Source organism: Streptomyces panaciradicis, from assembly GCF_023516615.1.
Lineage (GTDB): Bacteria > Actinomycetota > Actinomycetes > Streptomycetales > Streptomycetaceae > Streptomyces > Streptomyces panaciradicis.
In genome coordinates this window covers 47935-65783 of sequence record NZ_JAMGBF010000109.1, presented here as the reverse complement: position 1 = coordinate 65783, position 17849 = coordinate 47935, and the positions used below count along the sequence as shown (strand labels likewise).

Annotated in this window: 17 protein-coding genes and 1 pseudogene; 11 read left to right on the top strand and 7 right to left on the bottom strand. The window is 72.4% G+C overall.

Translation table 11 applies throughout. The features are described from left to right. From M8J74_RS31225 to M8J74_RS31210, 4 genes and pseudogenes are all read right to left on the bottom strand, one after another. Positions 1 to 331, bottom strand: a pseudogene (locus M8J74_RS31225) (SAM-dependent methyltransferase); the annotation flags it as partial. Next, positions 328 to 1596, bottom strand: a complete 1269-nt coding sequence (locus M8J74_RS31220; protein ID WP_249839650.1) for a class I SAM-dependent methyltransferase — start codon at positions 1594 to 1596, stop codon at positions 328 to 330. The pseudogene M8J74_RS31225 and the gene M8J74_RS31220, both read right to left, overlap by 4 nt. Next, positions 1593 to 2351, bottom strand: a complete 759-nt coding sequence (locus M8J74_RS31215) for a DUF1365 domain-containing protein (RefSeq protein ID WP_249839649.1) — start codon at positions 2349 to 2351, stop codon at positions 1593 to 1595. The genes M8J74_RS31220 and M8J74_RS31215 overlap by 4 nt, the downstream gene beginning before the upstream one ends. Then, entirely contained in the window at positions 2348 to 3661 is a 1314-nt protein-coding gene (locus M8J74_RS31210) for an NAD(P)/FAD-dependent oxidoreductase (RefSeq protein ID WP_249839648.1), read from the bottom strand. Before M8J74_RS31210 ends, M8J74_RS31215 begins: the two co-directional genes overlap by 4 nt. 170 nt (positions 3662 to 3831) lie before the next feature. Between M8J74_RS31210 and M8J74_RS31205 the strand changes: the two genes are divergently transcribed. The 10 genes from M8J74_RS31205 to M8J74_RS31160 all read left to right on the top strand — a co-directional run bounded on the left by M8J74_RS31205 (position 3832) and on the right by M8J74_RS31160 (position 13851). Then, a complete protein-coding gene (locus M8J74_RS31205; protein WP_249839647.1) occupies positions 3832 to 4647 on the top strand; it encodes an SOS response-associated peptidase in 816 nt (271 codons plus the stop codon). Position 4648: 1 nt separating this feature from the next. Beyond that, a complete protein-coding gene (locus M8J74_RS31200) occupies positions 4649 to 5278 on the top strand; it encodes an alpha/beta hydrolase family protein (RefSeq protein ID WP_249839646.1) in 630 nt (209 codons plus the stop codon). Positions 5279 to 5536: 258 nt separating this feature from the next. Further along, the gene (sigR, locus tag M8J74_RS31195; RefSeq protein WP_058923321.1) at positions 5537 to 6220 is read left to right on the top strand and encodes an RNA polymerase sigma factor SigR; all 684 of its coding nucleotides are present in this window, start codon (positions 5537 to 5539) and stop codon (positions 6218 to 6220) included. Beyond that, positions 6217 to 6528 (top strand): mycothiol system anti-sigma-R factor, encoded by a 312-nt coding sequence (gene rsrA / locus M8J74_RS31190; RefSeq protein WP_058923320.1) that lies wholly within the window; start codon positions 6217 to 6219, stop codon positions 6526 to 6528. The genes sigR and rsrA overlap by 4 nt, the downstream gene beginning before the upstream one ends. Positions 6529 to 6694: 166 nt before the next feature. Continuing rightward, positions 6695 to 8005 (top strand): HD-GYP domain-containing protein, encoded by a 1311-nt coding sequence (locus M8J74_RS31185; protein WP_249839645.1) that lies wholly within the window; start codon positions 6695 to 6697, stop codon positions 8003 to 8005. Next, positions 7918 to 9225 (top strand): HD-GYP domain-containing protein, encoded by a 1308-nt coding sequence (locus M8J74_RS31180; protein WP_283948817.1) that lies wholly within the window; start codon positions 7918 to 7920, stop codon positions 9223 to 9225. The genes M8J74_RS31185 and M8J74_RS31180 overlap by 88 nt, the downstream gene beginning before the upstream one ends. A 110-nt stretch (positions 9226 to 9335) precedes the next feature. After that, entirely contained in the window at positions 9336 to 10316 is a 981-nt protein-coding gene (locus M8J74_RS31175) for a tetratricopeptide repeat protein (protein ID WP_058923317.1), read from the top strand. A gap of 145 nt (positions 10317 to 10461) precedes the next feature. Beyond that, positions 10462 to 11112, top strand: coding sequence for a peptide deformylase (gene def, locus M8J74_RS31170; RefSeq protein WP_249839643.1), 651 nt, complete (start codon positions 10462 to 10464; stop codon positions 11110 to 11112). Between the two features lie 280 nt (positions 11113 to 11392). Next, positions 11393 to 12478 carry an epi-isozizaene synthase gene (gene cyc1 / locus M8J74_RS31165; RefSeq protein WP_249839642.1) on the top strand — a complete coding sequence of 362 codons (1086 nt, stop codon included), beginning with the start codon at positions 11393 to 11395 and terminating at the stop codon, positions 12476 to 12478. After that, a complete protein-coding gene (locus M8J74_RS31160) occupies positions 12475 to 13851 on the top strand; it encodes a bifunctional albaflavenone monooxygenase/terpene synthase (protein WP_249839641.1) in 1377 nt (458 codons plus the stop codon). Before cyc1 ends, M8J74_RS31160 begins: the two co-directional genes overlap by 4 nt. Positions 13852 to 13857: 6 nt before the next feature. Here M8J74_RS31160 and M8J74_RS31155 read toward each other — a convergent pair whose 3' ends face one another. Then, positions 13858 to 14823, bottom strand: a complete 966-nt coding sequence (locus M8J74_RS31155; RefSeq protein ID WP_249839640.1) for a GlxA family transcriptional regulator — start codon at positions 14821 to 14823, stop codon at positions 13858 to 13860. Between the two features lie 93 nt (positions 14824 to 14916). Here M8J74_RS31155 and M8J74_RS31150 point away from each other — a divergent pair, with 93 nt between their 5' ends. Next, positions 14917 to 15135, top strand: coding sequence for a hypothetical protein (locus tag M8J74_RS31150; protein WP_162494003.1), 219 nt, complete (start codon positions 14917 to 14919; stop codon positions 15133 to 15135). Here M8J74_RS31150 and M8J74_RS31145 read toward each other — a convergent pair. Further along, on the bottom strand, positions 15102 to 15602 hold the full coding sequence (locus M8J74_RS31145; protein WP_249839639.1) for a protease inhibitor I42 family protein: 501 nt from the start codon (positions 15600 to 15602) through the stop codon (positions 15102 to 15104). The genes M8J74_RS31150 and M8J74_RS31145 overlap by 34 nt on opposite strands. Before the next feature lie 112 nt (positions 15603 to 15714). Further along, positions 15715 to 17766 (bottom strand): putative Ig domain-containing protein, encoded by a 2052-nt coding sequence (locus tag M8J74_RS31140; protein ID WP_249839638.1) that lies wholly within the window; start codon positions 17764 to 17766, stop codon positions 15715 to 15717. Positions 17767 to 17849 lie beyond the last annotated feature (83 nt).

Here is a 17849-nt window from a genome sequence, read left to right as displayed (position 1 = left end):
CCCGGTCGGCGGGCGTGAGCCGCGGCGGGCGCGGGCCCCGCTCGCGGGCGGCCGCCCACATCGTCCGCAGGCCCTCGGCGAGGTCGCCCTCGATGTCGACCTCGCCGGTGACGTAGGCCTGCGCGAGGCCCAGCTCGCCGGGCTGCCACAGCAGGCGGCGCAGGGCGCGGCGGGAGCGCAGGACGACCACGGGGGCGTCGGCCGGCCCGGTCTCGCTGCCGTCCCAGGCGCGCAGCCGTACGGGCAGCGGGCCGCCGAGGACGTCCCCCGCGAGGGCGGCGAGCCGGTGGGCCGCGCCGGGCCGGGCGGCGGTGCTGGGTGTCGTGGTCATCGGGCCGGGTTCTCCTTGGTGAACAGGTACTGCTGGACGTCGAGGTAGCCGGAGCGGAACCCGGCCTCGGAGTAGGCGAGGTAGAAGGTCCACAGCCGGCGGAAGGTCTCGTCGAAGCCGAGTGCCTCGACCTCCCGCGCCCGCTCGCCGAACCGCTCGCGCCACAGCCGCAGCGTCTCCGCGTAGTGGGCGCCGAAGCCGTCGCGGCGGGCGAGGCGCAGCCCGGTGTGGTCCCGGACGGTCTCCTCGACCGCCCGCGTGGAGGGGATGCGGCCGCCCGGGAAGACGTACTTGTGGATCCAGGTGAAGTCGGAGCGGGTGGCGAGCATCCGCTCGTGCGGCATGGTGATGGCCTGCAGCGCCACCCGCCCGCCCGGCGCCAGCCGCTCCTCCAGGACCCGGAAGTACACCGGCCAGAAGTCGTCGCCGACCGCCTCGATCATCTCCACGCTGACGATGGCGTCGTACGCGCCGCGCGCCTCGCGGTAGTCGCACAGCTCGATCGAGACGCGGTCCTGCAGGCCGGCCGCCCGCACCCGCTCCAGGGCGAGGGCGCGCTGTTCCCGGGAGAGGGTGAGCGAGGTGACCCGGGCGCCGCGGGCTGCGGCCCTGAGGGCGAGTTCGCCCCAGCCGGTGCCGATCTCCAGCAGCCTGGTGCCCGCCCGCACGTCGGCCAGGTCGAGCAGCCGGTCGATCTTGCGCTGCTGGGCCGTCGCGAGCCGGTCCCAGCTCGCGGGGAAGCCCCGGAAGACGGCCGAGGAGTAGCTGAGGGTGTCGTCGAGGAAGAGCGCGAACAGGTCGTTGGACAGGTCGTAGTGGCGGCTGATGTTGGTGCGGGAGCCGTCGGGGGTGTTGCGCTCCTCGTGCGGCTGCCGGAGCGCCCACAGGCGGCGCAGCCGCTGCAGCGGGGCCGGGACGAGGTCGGCGGTGTGCGCGGCGAGCACGGTGAGGGCGGCGACCAGGTCGGGCGCGTCCCACTCGCCCGCCATGTAGGACTCGCCGAACCCGACCAGGCCGCCGGTGCCGATGCGGGCGTGGAAGGCGGCCGGGTCGCGGACCTCCAGCAGCGGCCCGCCCTGGCCGAGGGTCTCCCCGCCCGCCAGGCGGACCCGCAGCGGCAGCTCGCGCAGGGCGTGCCGGACGACGGCGGCGGTGACGGCGCTGCGGGCCCGGGAGGCGGCGGGCACGGCGGCCACGTCGGGCCAGCGGGCCGGGTCCACGGCGGTGGGTCCGTGGGGGACGGTGGGTCGTTCTGCTGTCCTCATATGGCTTTCTCCGGCTCGCGGTGGTGACGGGGGCGGGGCTGGACGGGCAGTCCCCGCAGGTAGAGGCGTATGCCGTGGGCGCGGATCGCGGCCGTCACGGCGAGGGTGGACCAGGGGTGGCGCAGGGCCAGCCGCAGCAGGGTGCGGACGGTCGCCGCGCGCCGGCTGCCGCGTACGGTCGCCGTGAAGGCCCGGCCGCCCTCGCGGTCGAGGTGCACGGTCAGGTCCAGCCGGGGTCCCGGCCGGGGCAGCCGCATGCGGTAGGCGCCGTCGACGGGGAAGAACGGCGAGACGTAGAACTCCTTCGCCGTGCGCGCGCTCCCGGTCGCGTCCGGGCGCAGCAGGTAGCAGTGGCGGCCGCCGTAGGTGTTGTGCACCTCGGCGACGACGCAGCGCAGGTCCCCCGCGGGGCCGTGGCACCAGTACAGGGTCAGCGGGTTGAAGACGTGGCCGAACACCCGCGCGTGGGTGAGCATCAGCACCCGCCCGCCGTCCAGCCCGATGCCGTGCCCGGCGAGGAAGGCGTCCAGACCGGTCCGGATCGAGGGCGCGTCGCCGGTGAAGTGGTCGCGCGGGTCGAACCGGGCCAGTACCCGCAGCGGGCGCGGCAGCCGGGGCGGCCGGTCGGGGTCGATGAGCCACAGGTAGGTGCGGTGCCGCAGCGCGTACCGGCGCGGAGCGGTCCGCACGTGGGCGATCGTGCAGGAGTACAGGGCGGGTACGGCGTCCTCCGGGGTGTCTGCCGTGCCGTTCACCAGCGCACTCCCAGCGCGGCCGCCGCCTCCACGCCCGAGCGGCAGCCGTCCTCGTGGAATCCCCAGCCGTGGTAGGCGCCCGCGAACGCGCAGACGTCACTGGCGAGTTCGGGCAGCCGCCGCTGCGCGGCCACCGACTCGGGGGTGTAGACGGGGTGTTCGTACACCATGCGGGCCAGCACCCGGTCCGGGGCGACCCGGTCCTCGCCGCCCAGGGTGACCACGAACGTCTCGGCGGCGTCCAGGCGTTGCAGCCGGTTCATGTCGTAGCTGACCCGCACCTTGTCGGCGCCGGCCGAGCACGACGGCATCAGGTAGTTCCAGGAGGCGCGGGCACCCCGGGCCCGCGGCAGCACCCCGGTGTCCGTGTGCAGGAGGGTGGTGTTGCGGGAGTAGCGGAAGGCGCCCAGCACCTGACGTTCCCGCTCGGTCGCGTCGGCCAGCAGACGCAGCGCCTGGTCCGGGTGGACCGCGATCACCACCGCGTCGTACGACTCGGTCGTGCCGTCCTCGGCCGTGACGTCGGCCCCGTCGGCGTGCCGGCGCACCGCCCGCACGGGCGTGCCGGTGCGCACGTCGGCGATCTGCTTGGCGATGCGGTCGACGTACTCGCGCGAACCGCCGCTGACCGTGCGCCACGTCGGGGAGCCGCTCACCGAGAGCAGTCCGTGGTGGGCCAGGAAGCGGAACAGGTAGGCGGCCGGGTAGCGCAGGGCGGTGCCGGCGTCGCACGACCACACCGCCGACACCAGCGGCGTCATGAAGTGGCTGCGGAAGTAGGCGGAGAAGCCCTCCCGCTCCAGGAACGCGCCCAGGGTGAGCGAGTCGCCGCCGCCGGCGTCCAGCAGCCGCCGGGCCGCCCGGTGGAAGGCCGGCACCTCGGCCAGCAGCCGCAGGTACGGGCCGCGCAGCAGGTTGCCCGGCCGCGGGAACAGGCCGGCCGGGCCGCGGGCACCGGCGTACTCCAGCCCGCACCCCTCGCACCGCACCGACATGCTCATCTCCGACTCCTGCGTGGCGACGCCGAGTTCGTCGAAGAGCCGCAGCAGACGCGGGTAGGTACGGCGGTTGTGCACGATGAACCCGGAGTCCACCCGGTGCATCCGGCCGTCGAGGGCCGAGACCAGCTCGTGGGTGTGCGCGTGCCCGCCGAGCCGCGCGTCGGCCTCGTACAGGGTGACGCGACGGCTGCGGCCCAGGATGTGGGCCGCGGTCAGTCCCGCCACGCCGGAGCCCACCACGGCCGTCCGTCCCCGGTACGGCGACCCGCCCCGCGAGCCGTGCCGGGCGTCTGCCGACGTCCGCTCCATCTCTTGCCTCCCGCTCCGGTGATCGGCGATCCGCGTGTAATCCGGAGCAGGCGGGGCCGCGGATTGGCGGATTCGCGGGGAGGGGGAGTCCGGGCCTTCGGGGCCGCGCTCTTCCGTAAGGTGGCAGGTGCGTGACGCCGGTGGGGCAGGTCGGGAGGGACGGTTTCGGGATGTGCGGACGGTACGCGGCGAGTCGGCGGCCGGAGGATCTCGCCGGAATCTTCGACATAGAGAAGTGGGAGCCCGAGGAGACGCTCGCGCCGGACTACAACGTGGCCCCCACCAAGGAGGTCTACGCCGTCCTCGACCGCCCGCTCAAGGACGCCGAGGACCCTCGTCCGGTGCGCCAGCTGCGCCGGCTCAAGTGGGGCCTCGTGCCGTCCTGGTCGAAGTCGCCCGAGGGCGCCGCGCGGATGATCAACGCCCGCGCGGAGACCGTCCACGAGAAGCCGTCCTACCGGCGGGCCTTCTCCTCGCGCCGCTGCGTCATCCCCGCCGACGGCTACTACGAGTGGGTCACCGGCAGCCAGGAGCGGGACCTGGAGGTCGAGGGCCGCAGGAAGCGGCCGCGCAAGCAGCCGTACTTCGTGCTGCCCGCCGACGGCTCGGTCTTCGCGATGGCCGGCCTGTACGAGTTCTGGCGCGACAAGACCCTCCCCGACGACCACCCGCAGGCCTGGTGGGTCACCTGCTCGGTGATCACTACGGAGGCCGAGACCACCCCCCTGGCCGTCTCCCCGGCCGAGGGCCCGCACTCCCTGGCCGAGATCCACCCCCGCATGCCCCTGATGCTCACCCCGGACCGCTGGGACGGCTGGCTGGACCCGTCCCGCACCGACCCCGAGGACCTCCGCTCGCTCCTCGCCCCGCCCCCGCCCGGCCTGATGCGCGCCTACCCGGTCTCCACGGCCGTCAGCAACGTCCGCAACAACGGCCCGGAGCTGCTGAAGGAGCTGGAGGGCCCCGAAGAGGGCACACTCTTCTGACGTGACGACCGAGATCATCGCTACCGAGGCGGGCGACGCCCGCATCACCTGGCACCCCGCGGACCGCGCCCGGCTCGTGCTGGCCGTGAGCCACGGAGCGGGCGGCGGCATCGAGGCCCGGGACCTCCAGGCGCTGGCCGCGGTCCTCCCGGCCCACGGCGTGAGCGTCGCCCTCGTGGAGCAGCCCTGGCGGGTGGCGGGGAAGAAGGTGGCCCCGGCGCCGAAGACGCTCGACACCGGGTGGCGGGGCGTCTGGCCGGCACTGCGCAAGGCAGGACCGCCGGTGATCTCCGGCGGCCGCAGCGCCGGAGCCCGGGTCGCCTGCCGCACGGCCGTCGAACTCGGCGCCCGTGCCGTGCTGGCGCTGAGCTTCCCGCTCCACCCGCCGGGCCGGCCGGAGCGGTCCCGGGCGGCGGAACTGCTCGGAGCCGGGGTGCCCACGCTCGTCGTCCAGGGTGGGAACGACCCCTTCGGCCGGCCGGAGGAGTTCCCCGACGGCGATCACCGCCTGGTCGAGGTGCCGTACGGCGATCACGGCTTCGCGGTGCCGAAGAGGGCGGACATCACGCAGGAGCAGGCCGTGGCGATCGTCACGCGCGCGGTGGTGGAGTGGGCCCGGTCACTCGGGTAAAGGGCCGGGAATGTTGCGGCCCCGACCTCTGTTGAGGCGGACAGAAGTGCTGAGCCACCAGCACCGATCGTCGTCGGAGAGGAAGTCCGCCGCATGGGTTCGACCATCTGCCCGAGCCGTGAGCGCAGCGCTGACCTGGACTGGACGGTGCTGCGCGCGGCCAAGACCACCCCTGTTCGGGGGGCGGCGGGGACGGGTCGTCGTCTATCCTCCAATTCCGGTGGTACCGGTCTCGGTGCTGCCCGGAACTTTGAGGAGGTGGGTCCGGTCACTGGGATCGACGCAGGGACCGACAACGGCCAGGCGGAGCAGCCCGAGGGCCAGGGCGTCAGCGCGGAGTCGACCTCGGAGCGCAGCGCGCGCTTCGAACGGGACGCGCTCGAATTCCTCGACCAGATGTACTCGGCCGCCCTGCGCATGACGCGCAACCCGGCCGACGCGGAGGACCTGGTGCAGGAGACGTACGCCAAGGCGTACGCGTCCTTCCACCAGTTCCGTGAGGGCACCAACCTCAAGGCGTGGCTGTACCGGATTCTCACGAACACCTTCATCAACTCCTACCGCAAGAAGCAGCGCGAGCCCCAGCGCAGCGCGGCGGAGGAGATCGAGGACTGGCAGCTCGCCCGCGCCGAGTCGCACATGTCGACGGGTCTGCGCTCCGCGGAGTCGCAGGCGCTCGACCACCTGCCGGACTCGGACGTGAAGGAAGCGCTCCAGGCGATCCCCGAGGAGTTCCGCATCGCCGTCTACCTCGCCGACGTAGAGGGCTTTGCGTACAAGGAGATCGCGGACATCATGGGGACACCCATCGGTACGGTGATGTCCCGGCTGCACCGGGGCCGCCGCCAGCTGCGCGGGATGCTCGAGGACTACGCCCGTGAGCGCGGGCTGGTCCCGGCCGGCGCCGGAGAGTCGAACGAAGCGAAAGGCTCGGGCTCATGAGCTGCGGAGAGCCGCACGAGACTGACTGCAGTGAGGTCCTCGACCATCTGTACGAGTTTCTCGACAGCGAGATGCCGGAAGTCGATCGCGACAAGTTCAAGCGGCACTTCAAGGAGTGCTCGCCGTGCCTGGAGAAGTACGGCCTGGAGCAGGCCGTGAAGAAGCTCGTCAAGCGCTGCTGCGGGCATGACGACGTGCCCACCGACCTGCGCTCCAAGGTGCTGGGGCGGATCGATCTGATCCGCTCCGGCCAGGCGGTCCCCGAGCACGACGTCACGGCGGCACCGGCGACTCCCCAGGAGTCGTGACGGCCCGGGGCGTGGGCCGGTGCACGGCCGCGTCCCCCTCGAACTGACGCGCTGCACAAGAGTGTTCGGTCACTCGAACGTGCTAATCACCCTTTCATAGGCCCACGCGTCCCCCTGCCCCGCCCTAGGCTCGTCGCCAGAGGAGGCTCGGCCGGGGAGGGGCGTGATGGAGGCTGTTCCGGCGCGGGCCCGTGTGTACGTCGCCTGCGTCGTCCTGGGCGCCCTGCTCTGCGCGGCTCGGCTGCCGCGGACGCCCGCACTCTGGTGGGCGGTCGTGCTGCTCTCCGCCGTGTACGCGGGGTGCGAGCGGGCCGCCGCCCGCTGGCGCTTCGCCGGCACCTTCTACCCCGTGCTCCTCGCCGGTGCCTTCCTGCTGCCGCCGGCCGCCGCCGCGCTGGTCCCGCTGCCGGGGGCGCTGCTCTCCCGGGTCGAGCAACGGCCGTACGCGCTGCGGCGGATCTGGCGCGCGGCGCACCTGATGATCGGCGTCCGGGCCGCGGGCTCGGTGCACGGCGCGCTGGGCGGCCGGGACGCGGTCGCCGGCTCCCACTTCCCCTACGCCCTCGTCCCCGCCGGGGCCGCGGTCCTCGCCTTCTGCCTGGCGCTGACCGCCCTGGACGGCGGCATCCTCGCGCTCGGCGAGCGCGTTCCGGCGCGCCGCGCCTGGCGCGGGCTGTTCGTCCGCTCCCTCGCCCCCGTCGCCGTGCACGGCCTGGCCGGGCTGATGATGGCCGTGCTGTGGCGCAGCCCGTACGGCCCGGTCGCCGCGCTCCTCGTGCTGCTCCCCATGTGCGTGTCCTGGTGGGTGTTCGCGCAGTACCACCGGGAGCGGGCAGCGCACCAGGCGACCATCCGGGCGCTGGTCCAGGCCGTCGACATCAAGGACGGCTACACCCGCGGGCACAGCGAGCGGGTCGGCCAGGCGTCGATGATGATCGCGCGGGAACTGGGCCTGGACGACGAGCGCGTCGAGGTGCTGCGGTTCGCCGGGATCCTGCACGACGTGGGCAAACTCGGCGTCCCCACCCGGCTGTTGCGCAAGGACGGACCGCTCACCCCCGAGGAACGGCGGGTCATCGAGCTGCACCCCGAGTACGGGCACGAGATGGTGCGCGGGATCGGGTTCCTGGGGGAGGCCCGCGCGGCCGTGCTCCACCACCACGAGCGGCTGGACGGCAGCGGCTACCCCTACGGCCTGGTCGGCACCCAGATCCCGGAGTCCGCCCGGGTGGTCGCGGTCGCGGACGCCTTCGACGCCATGACCTCCACCCGCTCCTACCGGCGGGCCCGTCCGGTGCCGGCCGCGCTGGACGAACTGAAGCGGTGCGCCGGGGCCCAGTTCGACCCGCGGATGGTGACGGCGCTGGTCCGGGCACTGGGGCGGGAGGGATGGCATCCGGTGGTCACCGCCGGCGAGGAACCGCACCCGTTCGTCCCCGCGCCGCAGGCCGCCGACCGCTCCGGAGCCCGCCCGTGAAGGCGCTCATCCACGCGTCAGCCGCCCTCCTCGCCGGCACCTGCCTCGCCGTCACCCTCTGGACCGGCCTGGAGGAACGCTCCACCGCCCTCGCCTTCGGCCTGCTCGTCTGCGTCGGAGAGCTGGGCCGCTGGACCGGCGCCCGGGTCCGGGAGGCCGCGCCGCTCGGGGCCGCCGGCGCCCTGGCGTACGCACTGCTCGGCGCGGACGCCGGCCAGCCCTCCCACCACGGCGTCACCCAGGTCGTGACCGTCGTCCTCGCCGCCTCCCTGCTCGGCGGCGTCCCGCACACCGCGCGCGGCCGGGGGCCGATGACGGACCACCTCGCCCGCCGCGTGCTCACCGTCGGCTTCACCGCCGTCTGCTTCCACCCTCTCTACGACCAGGGCGTGTTCGAGGAGTGGGGCGGCCCCGCCTACGCCCTCGCGCTGCTCGCGCTCCTCACCCTCACCGCCCTGTGCGACTGCGTCCTCGCCGCCGCCCTCGCCCACTCCCGCACCGGCTGGCCCTTCGGCCCCCTCCTCCGGGACGAGCTGCGCGGACTGCTCGGCATCGGCTCCGCCGTGTGCGCGACCGGTGCGGTGATGGCCCTCGCGGTGGCCGTCGTCGGACTGTGGGCGCTGCCGGTGTTCTCGCTGCCCCTGCTGCTGACCCAGCTGTCCTTCAAGCGGTACGCGGCGGTCCGCACCACCTACCGCCAGACCATCGCCTCCCTGGCCCGCGCCACCGAGATCGCCGGATACACCCCCGCCGGGCACGCCCGGCGTGTGGCCGAGCTCAGCCGGGCCGTCGGCCGCGAGCTGGGGCTGACCCGGCCCGAGCTGGCCGTACTGGAGTCCGCGGCCCTCATGCACGACATCGGCCAGCTCAGCCTGGTCGACCCGGTCCCGGCGGGCGCCACCGCCGGCCTCCCCGGAGCCGAACAGCGCCGGATCGCCCTGCTCGGCGGAGCGGTCGTACGGCAGACCGGGGTGGACTCCGCGGTCGCGGTCGTGGTGGAGCGGCAGGCCGACCCCTACCGGGAGCAGCCGATGGCCGCGCGGATCGTACGGACGGTGAACGCCTACGACGAGAAGGTGCGCGACGCCGGCCCCGGCGGACCCCTGCGGGCGCTGGAGGAACTGCGGCTGGCCACGGCCGGGGACTACGCGCCCGAGGTGGTCGAATCCCTGGCCCGGGTCCTGGCACGGGACTGTCTGACGCTCCCCTCGGCTGGGTAACCCATGGGTAATGAGCGCCCTTCCAGCCCCACATGGTTGGATGCGAATGAGAGGGTGTCCGGGGGCAGACTCCGGGCCGGCCCACTCCACGGAACTGGCAGGCGGGAATCGTGAGGATCTTCGGCAAGGGACGACACCGGCCCTCCGCCTCCTGGCGGCAGGCCACCGATCGCGCGTTCACGCTCATCGGCGACGGCCGGTACGAGGACGCGGGCGCGCTGCTGACGCGAGCGGCCGATCTGGAGCCCTGGCTGTCGGAGTCCTGGTTCAACCTCGCCCTGCTGCACAAGTTCCGGCACGACTGGGAGCAGGCCCGCGCGGCCGGCCTGCGCGCCGTCGCCCTGCTCGACAAGGAGACCGGCGCGCCCGACTGGTGGAACGTCGGCATCGCGGCCACCGCCCTGCAGGACTGGCCGCTGGCCCGGCGGGCCTGGCAGGCCTACGGACTGCGGGTGCCGGGCGCGGTCGCGGCGGGCGGCGAGCCCGTCGGCATGGAGCTCGGCAGCGCGGCCGTACGGCTGTCGCCGGAGGGCGAGGCCGAGGTGGTGTGGGGGCGGCGGCTGGACCCCGCCCGGATCGAGGTGCTGTCGATCCCGCTGCCGTCGTCCGGCCGGCGCTGGGGCGAGGTCGTCCTGCACGACGGCGTGCCCCACGGCGAGCGCACCACGGCGGCCGGGCACGCCTACCCCGTCTTCGACGAGATCGAGCTGTGGGCGCCGTCGCCGGTGCCGACCTGGGTGGTGCTGCTGGAGGCGGCGACCGAGGCCGACCGGGACGCGCTGGAGCAGCTGGCCGCGGACGCGGGGTTCGCCGCGGAGGACTGGTCGTCGTCGGTGCGGTTGCTGTGCCGCATGTGCAGTGAGTCCCGGATGCCGTCCGACGAGGGCGACGGGGAGCACCTCGATCCGCACGACCACAGTGAGCCGGGGCATCCCGGGCCGCTGGGGCACCGGACCGACGGGCAGTTGTGGGTGCCGGAGCGGGAGTGCGGGGTGGCTGCGCCGGCGTCGCTGGTACGGGGGTTGCTGGACGGGTGGGTCGCCGACAGTCCGGAGTCGAGGGACTGGCGGGATCTCGAGGAGGTCTGTTAGCGCCGTTGCCGCCCGCGGGTCCGTGGGGGCTGGTCGCGCCCACGCGGCGGAGCCGCACAGCGACACTGTCCCGCGCCCCTGGAGGGGCGCGTCCACGTACCCTGTATCAGCAGTGAACCCCTGTTTTGAGGAAGGCATCGTCGGCATGGCGCAGCAGGACACCGATCAGCAGCACGCGGGCGTGCTCCCCGTGGACGACGAGGGTTTCGTCATCGACACCCAGGACTGCGAGGAGCGGGAGTCGGCCTGGCGTGCGGCCGGGACCTCGCGGCCCATCACGGTCGTCGGGAATCCGGTGCTGCACAAGGAGTGCAAGGACGTCACCGACTTCGGTGAGGAGCTGCAGCAGCTGGTCGCGGACATGTTCGCCTCGCAGCGCACCGCCGAGGGCGTGGGCCTGGCCGCCAACCAGATCGGCGTGGACCTGAAGGTCTTCGTCTACGACTGCGGGGACGACGAGGGCACGCGGCACGTCGGTGTCGTGTGCAACCCCAAGCTGGTCGACCTGCCCGCGGACCAGCGCCGGCTCGACGACAGCAACGAGGGCTGCCTGTCCGTGCCGACCGCGTACGCGCCGCTGGCCCGCCCGGACTACGCCGAGGTGACCGGGCAGGACGAGAAGGGCAACCCGATCAAGGTGCGCGGCACCGGCTACTTCGCTCGCTGTTTGCAGCACGAGACCGACCACCTGTACGGCTACCTGTACATCGACCGCCTCTCCAAGCGCGAACGCAAGGACGCGCTGCGGCAGATGGCCGAGAACGAGCCCCGCTACCCGGTGGTCGCGAACGACTGACGGCCCACAACCCCCTTGCGCACGGCGCCTGTTCGTCAACCACACGGAGAACAGGCGCCGTTCGTGTGTCCCTCGCACGTCCGGTCGGAGCCGCGCCCGTATCGGTCGGAAACACGTCGCGCAAGGGGAGAATCCCGGCACTGTGGGGTAGTGAATGAAGCAAATGCGTTCCCAGATCGGTCAGTTGTGGTGCTGAATAGTCAGTGCGGGGATACGCAACGGCGCACGCCCGGCACAGTGCGAGGGGCGTGCGAAACTGGCGGCTGAGAGGGGCTTGTTCGTGCCTGCTTTCCCACACAGCACCACGTCGACCGCGACGCCGACCGCGGTCCCACCATCACTGTCCCTTCCGGTGATCGAGGCGGCGTTTCCCCGGCAACTGCACCCGTATTGGCCTCGGCTCCAGGAGACAACGCGCACCTGGCTGCTGCGAAAACGGCTCATGCCGGCGCACAAGGTGAAGGAATATGCCGACCGACTTTGCTACACCGACCTCATGGCGGGGTACTACCTGGGCGCCCCCGACGAGGTCCTTCAGGCGATAGCCGACTACAGCGCGTGGTTCTTCGTCTGGGACGACCGGCACGACCGGGACATCGTCCACCGCCGCCCGGAGGCCTGGCGCCGGCTCCGGCTCGGCCTGCACGCGGCGCTCGACTCCCCGCAGGAGTACCTGCGCCACCAGGACCCGCTGGTCGCGGCGTTCGCGGACAGCATGGTGCGCCTGTACTCGTTCCTGCCGGGCACCTGGAACGCCCGCTTCGCGCGGCACTTCCACGCGGTCATCGAGGCGTACGACCGCGAGTTCCACAACCGCACCGAGGGAGTCGTCCCGGCGGTCGAGGAATACCTGGAACTCCGCCGGCTCACCTTCGCGCACTGGATCTGGACCGACCTTCTGGAGGCCGCCGCCGGGTGTGAACTCCCGGACGCCGTACGGAAACACCCGGCTTACCGGCGGGCTGCCCTGCTGAGTCAGGAATTCGCCGCCTGGTACAACGACCTGTGTTCGCTTCCCAAGGAAATAGCGGGCGACGAGGTCCACAATCTCGGCATCAGTCTCATCAAACACGAGGGGCTGACCCTGGAAGAGGCGATCGCCGAAGTGCGGCGGCGCGTGGAGAAATGCATCAACGAATTCATATTCGTCGAACGCCACGCCCTGCGATTCGCCGACGACCTCGCCGACGGCACCGTACGCGGAAAAGAACTGAGCCTCGCCGTACGGGCCTGCGTCGGCAATATGCGGAACTGGTTCTCCACCGTCTACTGGTTCCACCACGAGTCCGGCCGTTACATGGTCGACAGCTGGGACGACCGGTCCACACCCCCGTACGTCGACAACGAAGCGGCAGGTGAGAAATGACCGTCGAGTCCGTCACCCCCGAACCCCGGACGCACACGGAGGCGAAACCGGGTGAGCCACCGCTCGCCGACGGCGCGCTGCCGCTGCTCGGCCACGGCTGGAAGCTGGTCCGCGACCCGCTCGTCTTCCTGACGGGACTGCGCGAGCAGGGAGACGTCGTACGCCTGCGGCTCGGCCCCAAGACGGTGTACGCCGTCACCGTCCCCGAACTGACCGGGGCCATCGCCCTCAGCCCCGACTACATCATCGCCGGACCGCTGTGGGAGTCCCTGGAGGGCCTGCTCGGCAAGGAGGGCGTGGCCACCGCCAACGGTCCGCTGCACCGGCGCCAGCGCCGCACCATCCAGCCCGCGTTCCGGCTCGACGCCATCCCCCGCTACGGCCCCGTCATGGAGGAGGAGGTCCGCGCGCTGGTGGCCCGCTGGCGCTCCCGCGAGAGCGTCGACGCCACCACCGAGGCGTTCCGGCTTGCCGTGCGGATCTCGGTGCGCTGTCTGATGCACGACACATGCAACGAAAACCGCGCCGAACGCATCTCCAGCGCCCTCGCCACCCTGTTCCGAGGTATGTACCAACGCATGGTCGTGCCTCTCGGACCGCTTTATCGGGTGCCGCTTCCGGCCAACCGCGAATTCAATCGGGCGCTGGCCGATCTGCACCTCCTGGTCGACGAGATCGTCGCCGAGCGCCGGGCATCCGGTCAAAAGCCGAACGATTTGCTCACGGCTTTGCTGGAGGCGCGGGACGGGAATGGCGATCCGATCGGCGAGCAGGAGATCCATGACCAGGTCGTCGCCATGCTCACCGCCGGCGACGAATCCATCGGCTCGATGGTCATGTCACTGCTCCTGGTGCTCACCGAGCACCCGGATCTGGCCGACAAGATCCGGAACGAGGCGAATGGCGTCGCCGGCGAGGGGCCGATCGCATTCGAGGACGTACGGAAGCTGACGTACACCGCGAATGTGGTGGTCGAGACAATGCGGCTGCATCCGTCGGTATGGATATTGACCCGGCGCGCGGTGACGGACACGACGCTGGGCGGTTACCGAATTCCGGCCGGTGCCGACATCGTGTACAGCCCGTACGCGATCCAGCGCGACGCGCGCTCGTTCGGACGGCACGAGGAGTTCGACCCCGACCGCTGGCTGCCCGAGCGGTCCGCCGAGGTGCCGAAGTACGCGATGAGCCCGTTCAGCGTCGGCAACCGCAAGTGCCCGGCCGACCACTTCTCGATGGCCGAGCTGACGCTCGTCACCGCGGAGGTGGCGCGCGCCTTCCGGCTGGAGCAGACGCCGGACTCCGACGCCCGCACCCGCATCGGCATCACGCTGCGTCCACGCGGGCTGAGGCTGCGGCCGGTGGCACGCTGAGCGGGGTCAGGCGGCCGCCTCAGGGCCCCTGAAGGTACGCCGGTAGGCCTGCGGGGTGGTCCCGATCGCCTGGACGAACTGGTGGCGCAGCGCGGCCGCGTTGCCGAAGCCCGTCCGTCCGGCGATCGCGTCCACCGTCTCGTCCGTCGCTTCCAGCAGCCGCTGGGCCAGCAGTACGCGCTGGCGCAGGATCCAGCGGTAGGGGGTCGTCCCCGTCTCCTGCTGGAAGCGGCGGGCGAAGGTGCGCGGCGACATGTGGGCGCGCTCGGCGAGCTGCTCGACGGTGACCTCCTCGTCGAGGTGCCGCTCCATCCACGCCAGGACCTCGCCGACGGTGTCGCACGCCTTCTTCGGCAGCGGGCGCTCGATGTACTGCGCCTGCCCGCCGTCGCGGTGCGGCGGCACGACCATCCGCCGGGCGATCTTGTTGGCGACCTCCGGCCCCTGCTCCTTGCGCACCAGGTGCAGACAGGCGTCGATGCCGGCGGCCGTGCCGGCCGAGGTGATCACCGGGTCCTCGTCGACGTAGAGGACGTCCGGCTCCACCGTCAGCCGCGGGTAGGCCCGTGCCAGCTCGTCCGCGTGGTGCCAGTGCACGGCGCAGCGCCGGTCGTCCAGCAGCCCGGCCGCGGCCAGCACGAAGACACCGGAGCAGACGCTGAGCACCCGGGCGCCGCGGTCCACGCCCCGGCGCAGCGCGTCGAGCAGCTCCGGCGGGAACGCGCGCGTCTCGAAGCGCGCCCCGGCGGGCACGGCGATCAGGTCAGCCTCCTCCAGCCGCTCCAGCCCGTGCTCGACGTGCAGGGAGAAGCCGGAGCGCGTGCCGAGGACCGGTCCCTCGGCCGAGGCGACCGCGAAGTCGTACACGGGCAGTCCGTCGTCGCTGCGGTCGGTGCCGAAGACCTCGCAGACGACGGCCAGTTCGAAGGGGTTCACACCGTCCAGCACGACGGCGGCGACGTTCTGCAGCATGCGTCCAGTGTGCCTCGCCGTTGGCAGTTTTTCGAGGGGGTACGGCAGTCCTGCCACTGTTGGTAAGGAGTCAACGGCGCGACAGTGGTGTCCATGGATACGGCACACATCGAAGGACTGATCGGCATGCTGACCGTTCTCGCAATCCTCGTTCTCCTGGTCCTGCCGTCCGTGCTCGGCATCGCGCGCGACCGTCGTGCCGACCGGCAGATCCGCGAGGCCGACCGCGCGCGCCGGGAGGCGGGCGCCGGACCGGGGCCGCGCGAGGCGCGCCCGCGCTACTTCACCACCACGGTGACCCACCACTCCTGAATCCCCAGGCACGAGACCCGGCCGGTCTGCGTGGCGCACAGCGGCCGCGTGGACCGAAGCCGGGTCCTGCCGTCGGACACGGCCCTGAACGCGGCGCTGGCGTCGCCGGGCTGCAGCACGAAGCCGCTGTTGACGGCCTGCAGCCCGGAGCCGTCGGCGGTGACCGGCTTCCAGGGCCGCTTGGCGGTCCCGTCCAGGCTGATCCGGATCGTGTCGCCCACCGACAGGCAGACCGTACGGCCGCTGTCGTGGACGTCCAGCGTGGCGGCGGGCGCGCAGCCGGTGGCACTCGCCGAGGGCGAGGGCGAGGGCGTGAGTGTGGGTGTGGTGCTGGGGGCGGGTGTGGGGGAGGACGACACGGTGCCGCTGTCGCCGCCCTTGCCGCTGTCTGTCTGCCCGCCGCAGCCGGCGAGCGCGAGGGCGAGCGCGGTGACGGCGAGGGCCGTGTGGGGGATCGATCGACGCATGGGGGGCCTCCTCTCCCTTTTGACGTGTCACCCACATCTTCGGATCCACTCCCGGGCAGGCCGGAACCCCGGCCGCGAAGGCGGCGGCCGGGGCTCCGGTGTCGGGCGGTGCTCAGCTCGTGGTGACGGCGGTGTCGTCGACGACGAAGCTGGTCTGCAGCGAGGAGTCCTCGACACCGCTGAACTTCAGGGTGACGGTCGAGCCCGCGTACGAGCTCAGGTCGAGGGACTTCTGCGCGTAGCCGGAGGCGGCGTTCAGGTTCGAGTACGTCGCCAGGGTGGTCGAACCGGCGCTGACCGTCAGCTTGTCGTACGCGCTGCTGCCGGTCTCCGCGGTGTCGATGTGCAGGTAGAAGGTGAAGGTGGCCTTGCAGCCGCTGGGCACGGTCACCGACTGCGAGAGCGTGTCGGTGTGGCTGGAGCCGTAGCCGTCCAGCCAGGCGTAGTACGAGCCGCCGTGGGCGCTCTCACCGCTGGAGTTGGTGATGACCCCGCTGGAGGAGGTCCAGGTGCTGCTGCCCGACTCGAAGCCGGGGTTGCCCAGCAGCTGGGCCGAGGTGCAGGTGGAGCCGGAGGAGCCGACGGTCCAGGTGAAGGAGGCCGAGCCGGAGGCGCCGGTGGAGTCCTTCGCGGTCACGGTGACCTGGTAGGTGCCCGCGGTGGACGCCGTACCGGAGATCAGGCCGGTGCTGCTGCCGATGGACAGCCCGGTCGGCAGACCGGAGGCGCTGTAGGTCAGCGTCGCCCCCGCGCTGTCGCTCGCGTTGACCTGGAGGCTGACCGAGCCGCCGGTCGCGGTCGACTGGCTGCCCGGGTTGGTGACGGTCACCGTGTTGCCGGAGGTGCTGCCGGCGGTGAAGGCGGTGGTGCCGTTCGGGGTGCCCCAGCCGGTCGGGCCGTCGTAGCCGGTGGCCGCGGTGCAGAAGTACGACGTGGAGCAGGAGCCGTTGCTGCCGCTGGTGACGTCGTACAGGTTGCTCGTGTGGCTGTAGGGGTACTTCGCCGGGTAGTCGCTCGAACCGGGCGTGCCGGCCAGGGCGTACACGCCGGCGATGATCGGCGCGGAGGCGCTGGTGCCGCCGTAGACCGCCCAGCCGGAGCCGCCGTAGGTGTCGTAGACCGCCACACCGGTGGCCGGGTCAGCGACGGCGGAGACGTCGGCCTCCATGCGCTTGGAGCAGCCGGTGTCGGTCTGCCAGCTCGGCTTCGGGTCGTACGCGGAGCAGCCCGAACCGGTGCCCTCGGTCGAGCTGGTGTGCCACACCGACTCGGTCCAGCCGCGGGAGTTGGAGGACGTGGACAGGGCCGTACCGCCGACCGCCGTCACGTACTGCGAGGTCGCCGGGTACTCGGCGCCGTAGGCGGAGTCACCTGCGGAGACGGTGATCGCGACACCCGGGTGCTTGAAGTACGAGGTGTCCTCGCTGGTCTGGGAGGAGGACTCGGAGCCGCCCCAGCTGTTGGAGACGAACTTGGCACCGAGGGACACGGCCTCGTTCTCGGCGATGCCGAGGTCGGTGTCGTTCGCGGAGTTCGCCTCGACGAGGATGATGTTGCAGTTCGGGCAGACGGCGCTGACCATGTCGAGGTCGAGCGCCTCCTCTCCGGCCCAGCCGCTGTCGTTGGTCGGCAGCGAGGTCGTCGAACCGGTCTGGCTGACCTGCTTGAAGCAGCCGTTGGCCTTGGTGCACGAGGACAGGCCGTAGGTGGAGCGGTAGGTGGCCAGGTCCGACTCGGCGTTCGGGTCGTTGTAGGCGTCGACGACGGCGACCGTCAGGCCCGACCCGCCCGTCGAGGGCAGGTTGTAGGCGCTGTGCAGGTTGGCCGGGCTGAGGCCGGAGGGCGCGGCGGCGGCGACCGCGGAGGCCAGCCGCTGCCTGATGTCGGTCCGGCGCTGGGCGAAGCAGGCCGCGTGACCGGGGGCGGCGGTGGCGCACAGGTGCGTGGTGGGCACCTTCTGGCCGGCCCTGCCGGTCGAGTGGAACGTCTGGCGGTCGGGGGAGGTGAGCGCCTTGGCGTTCTGCGTGGTCCGGGAGTGGGGGGCGCCGGCCTGGGGCTGGGCGTGCACGGTCGGCGCGGACACGAGTCCGGCGACGCCGAGGGCGAGGGCGGGGAGGGCTGCGGTCAGGAGTCTTCGCAGACTCCGTCGGGGCTTCTCACGCATGGGGTACTGCCTCCGTCGTGGGAGTGGGGTTCTCGACGCGGGTGGCAGGCCTGTGACGCGCGTAGCGGCGGCGGTGCGCGATA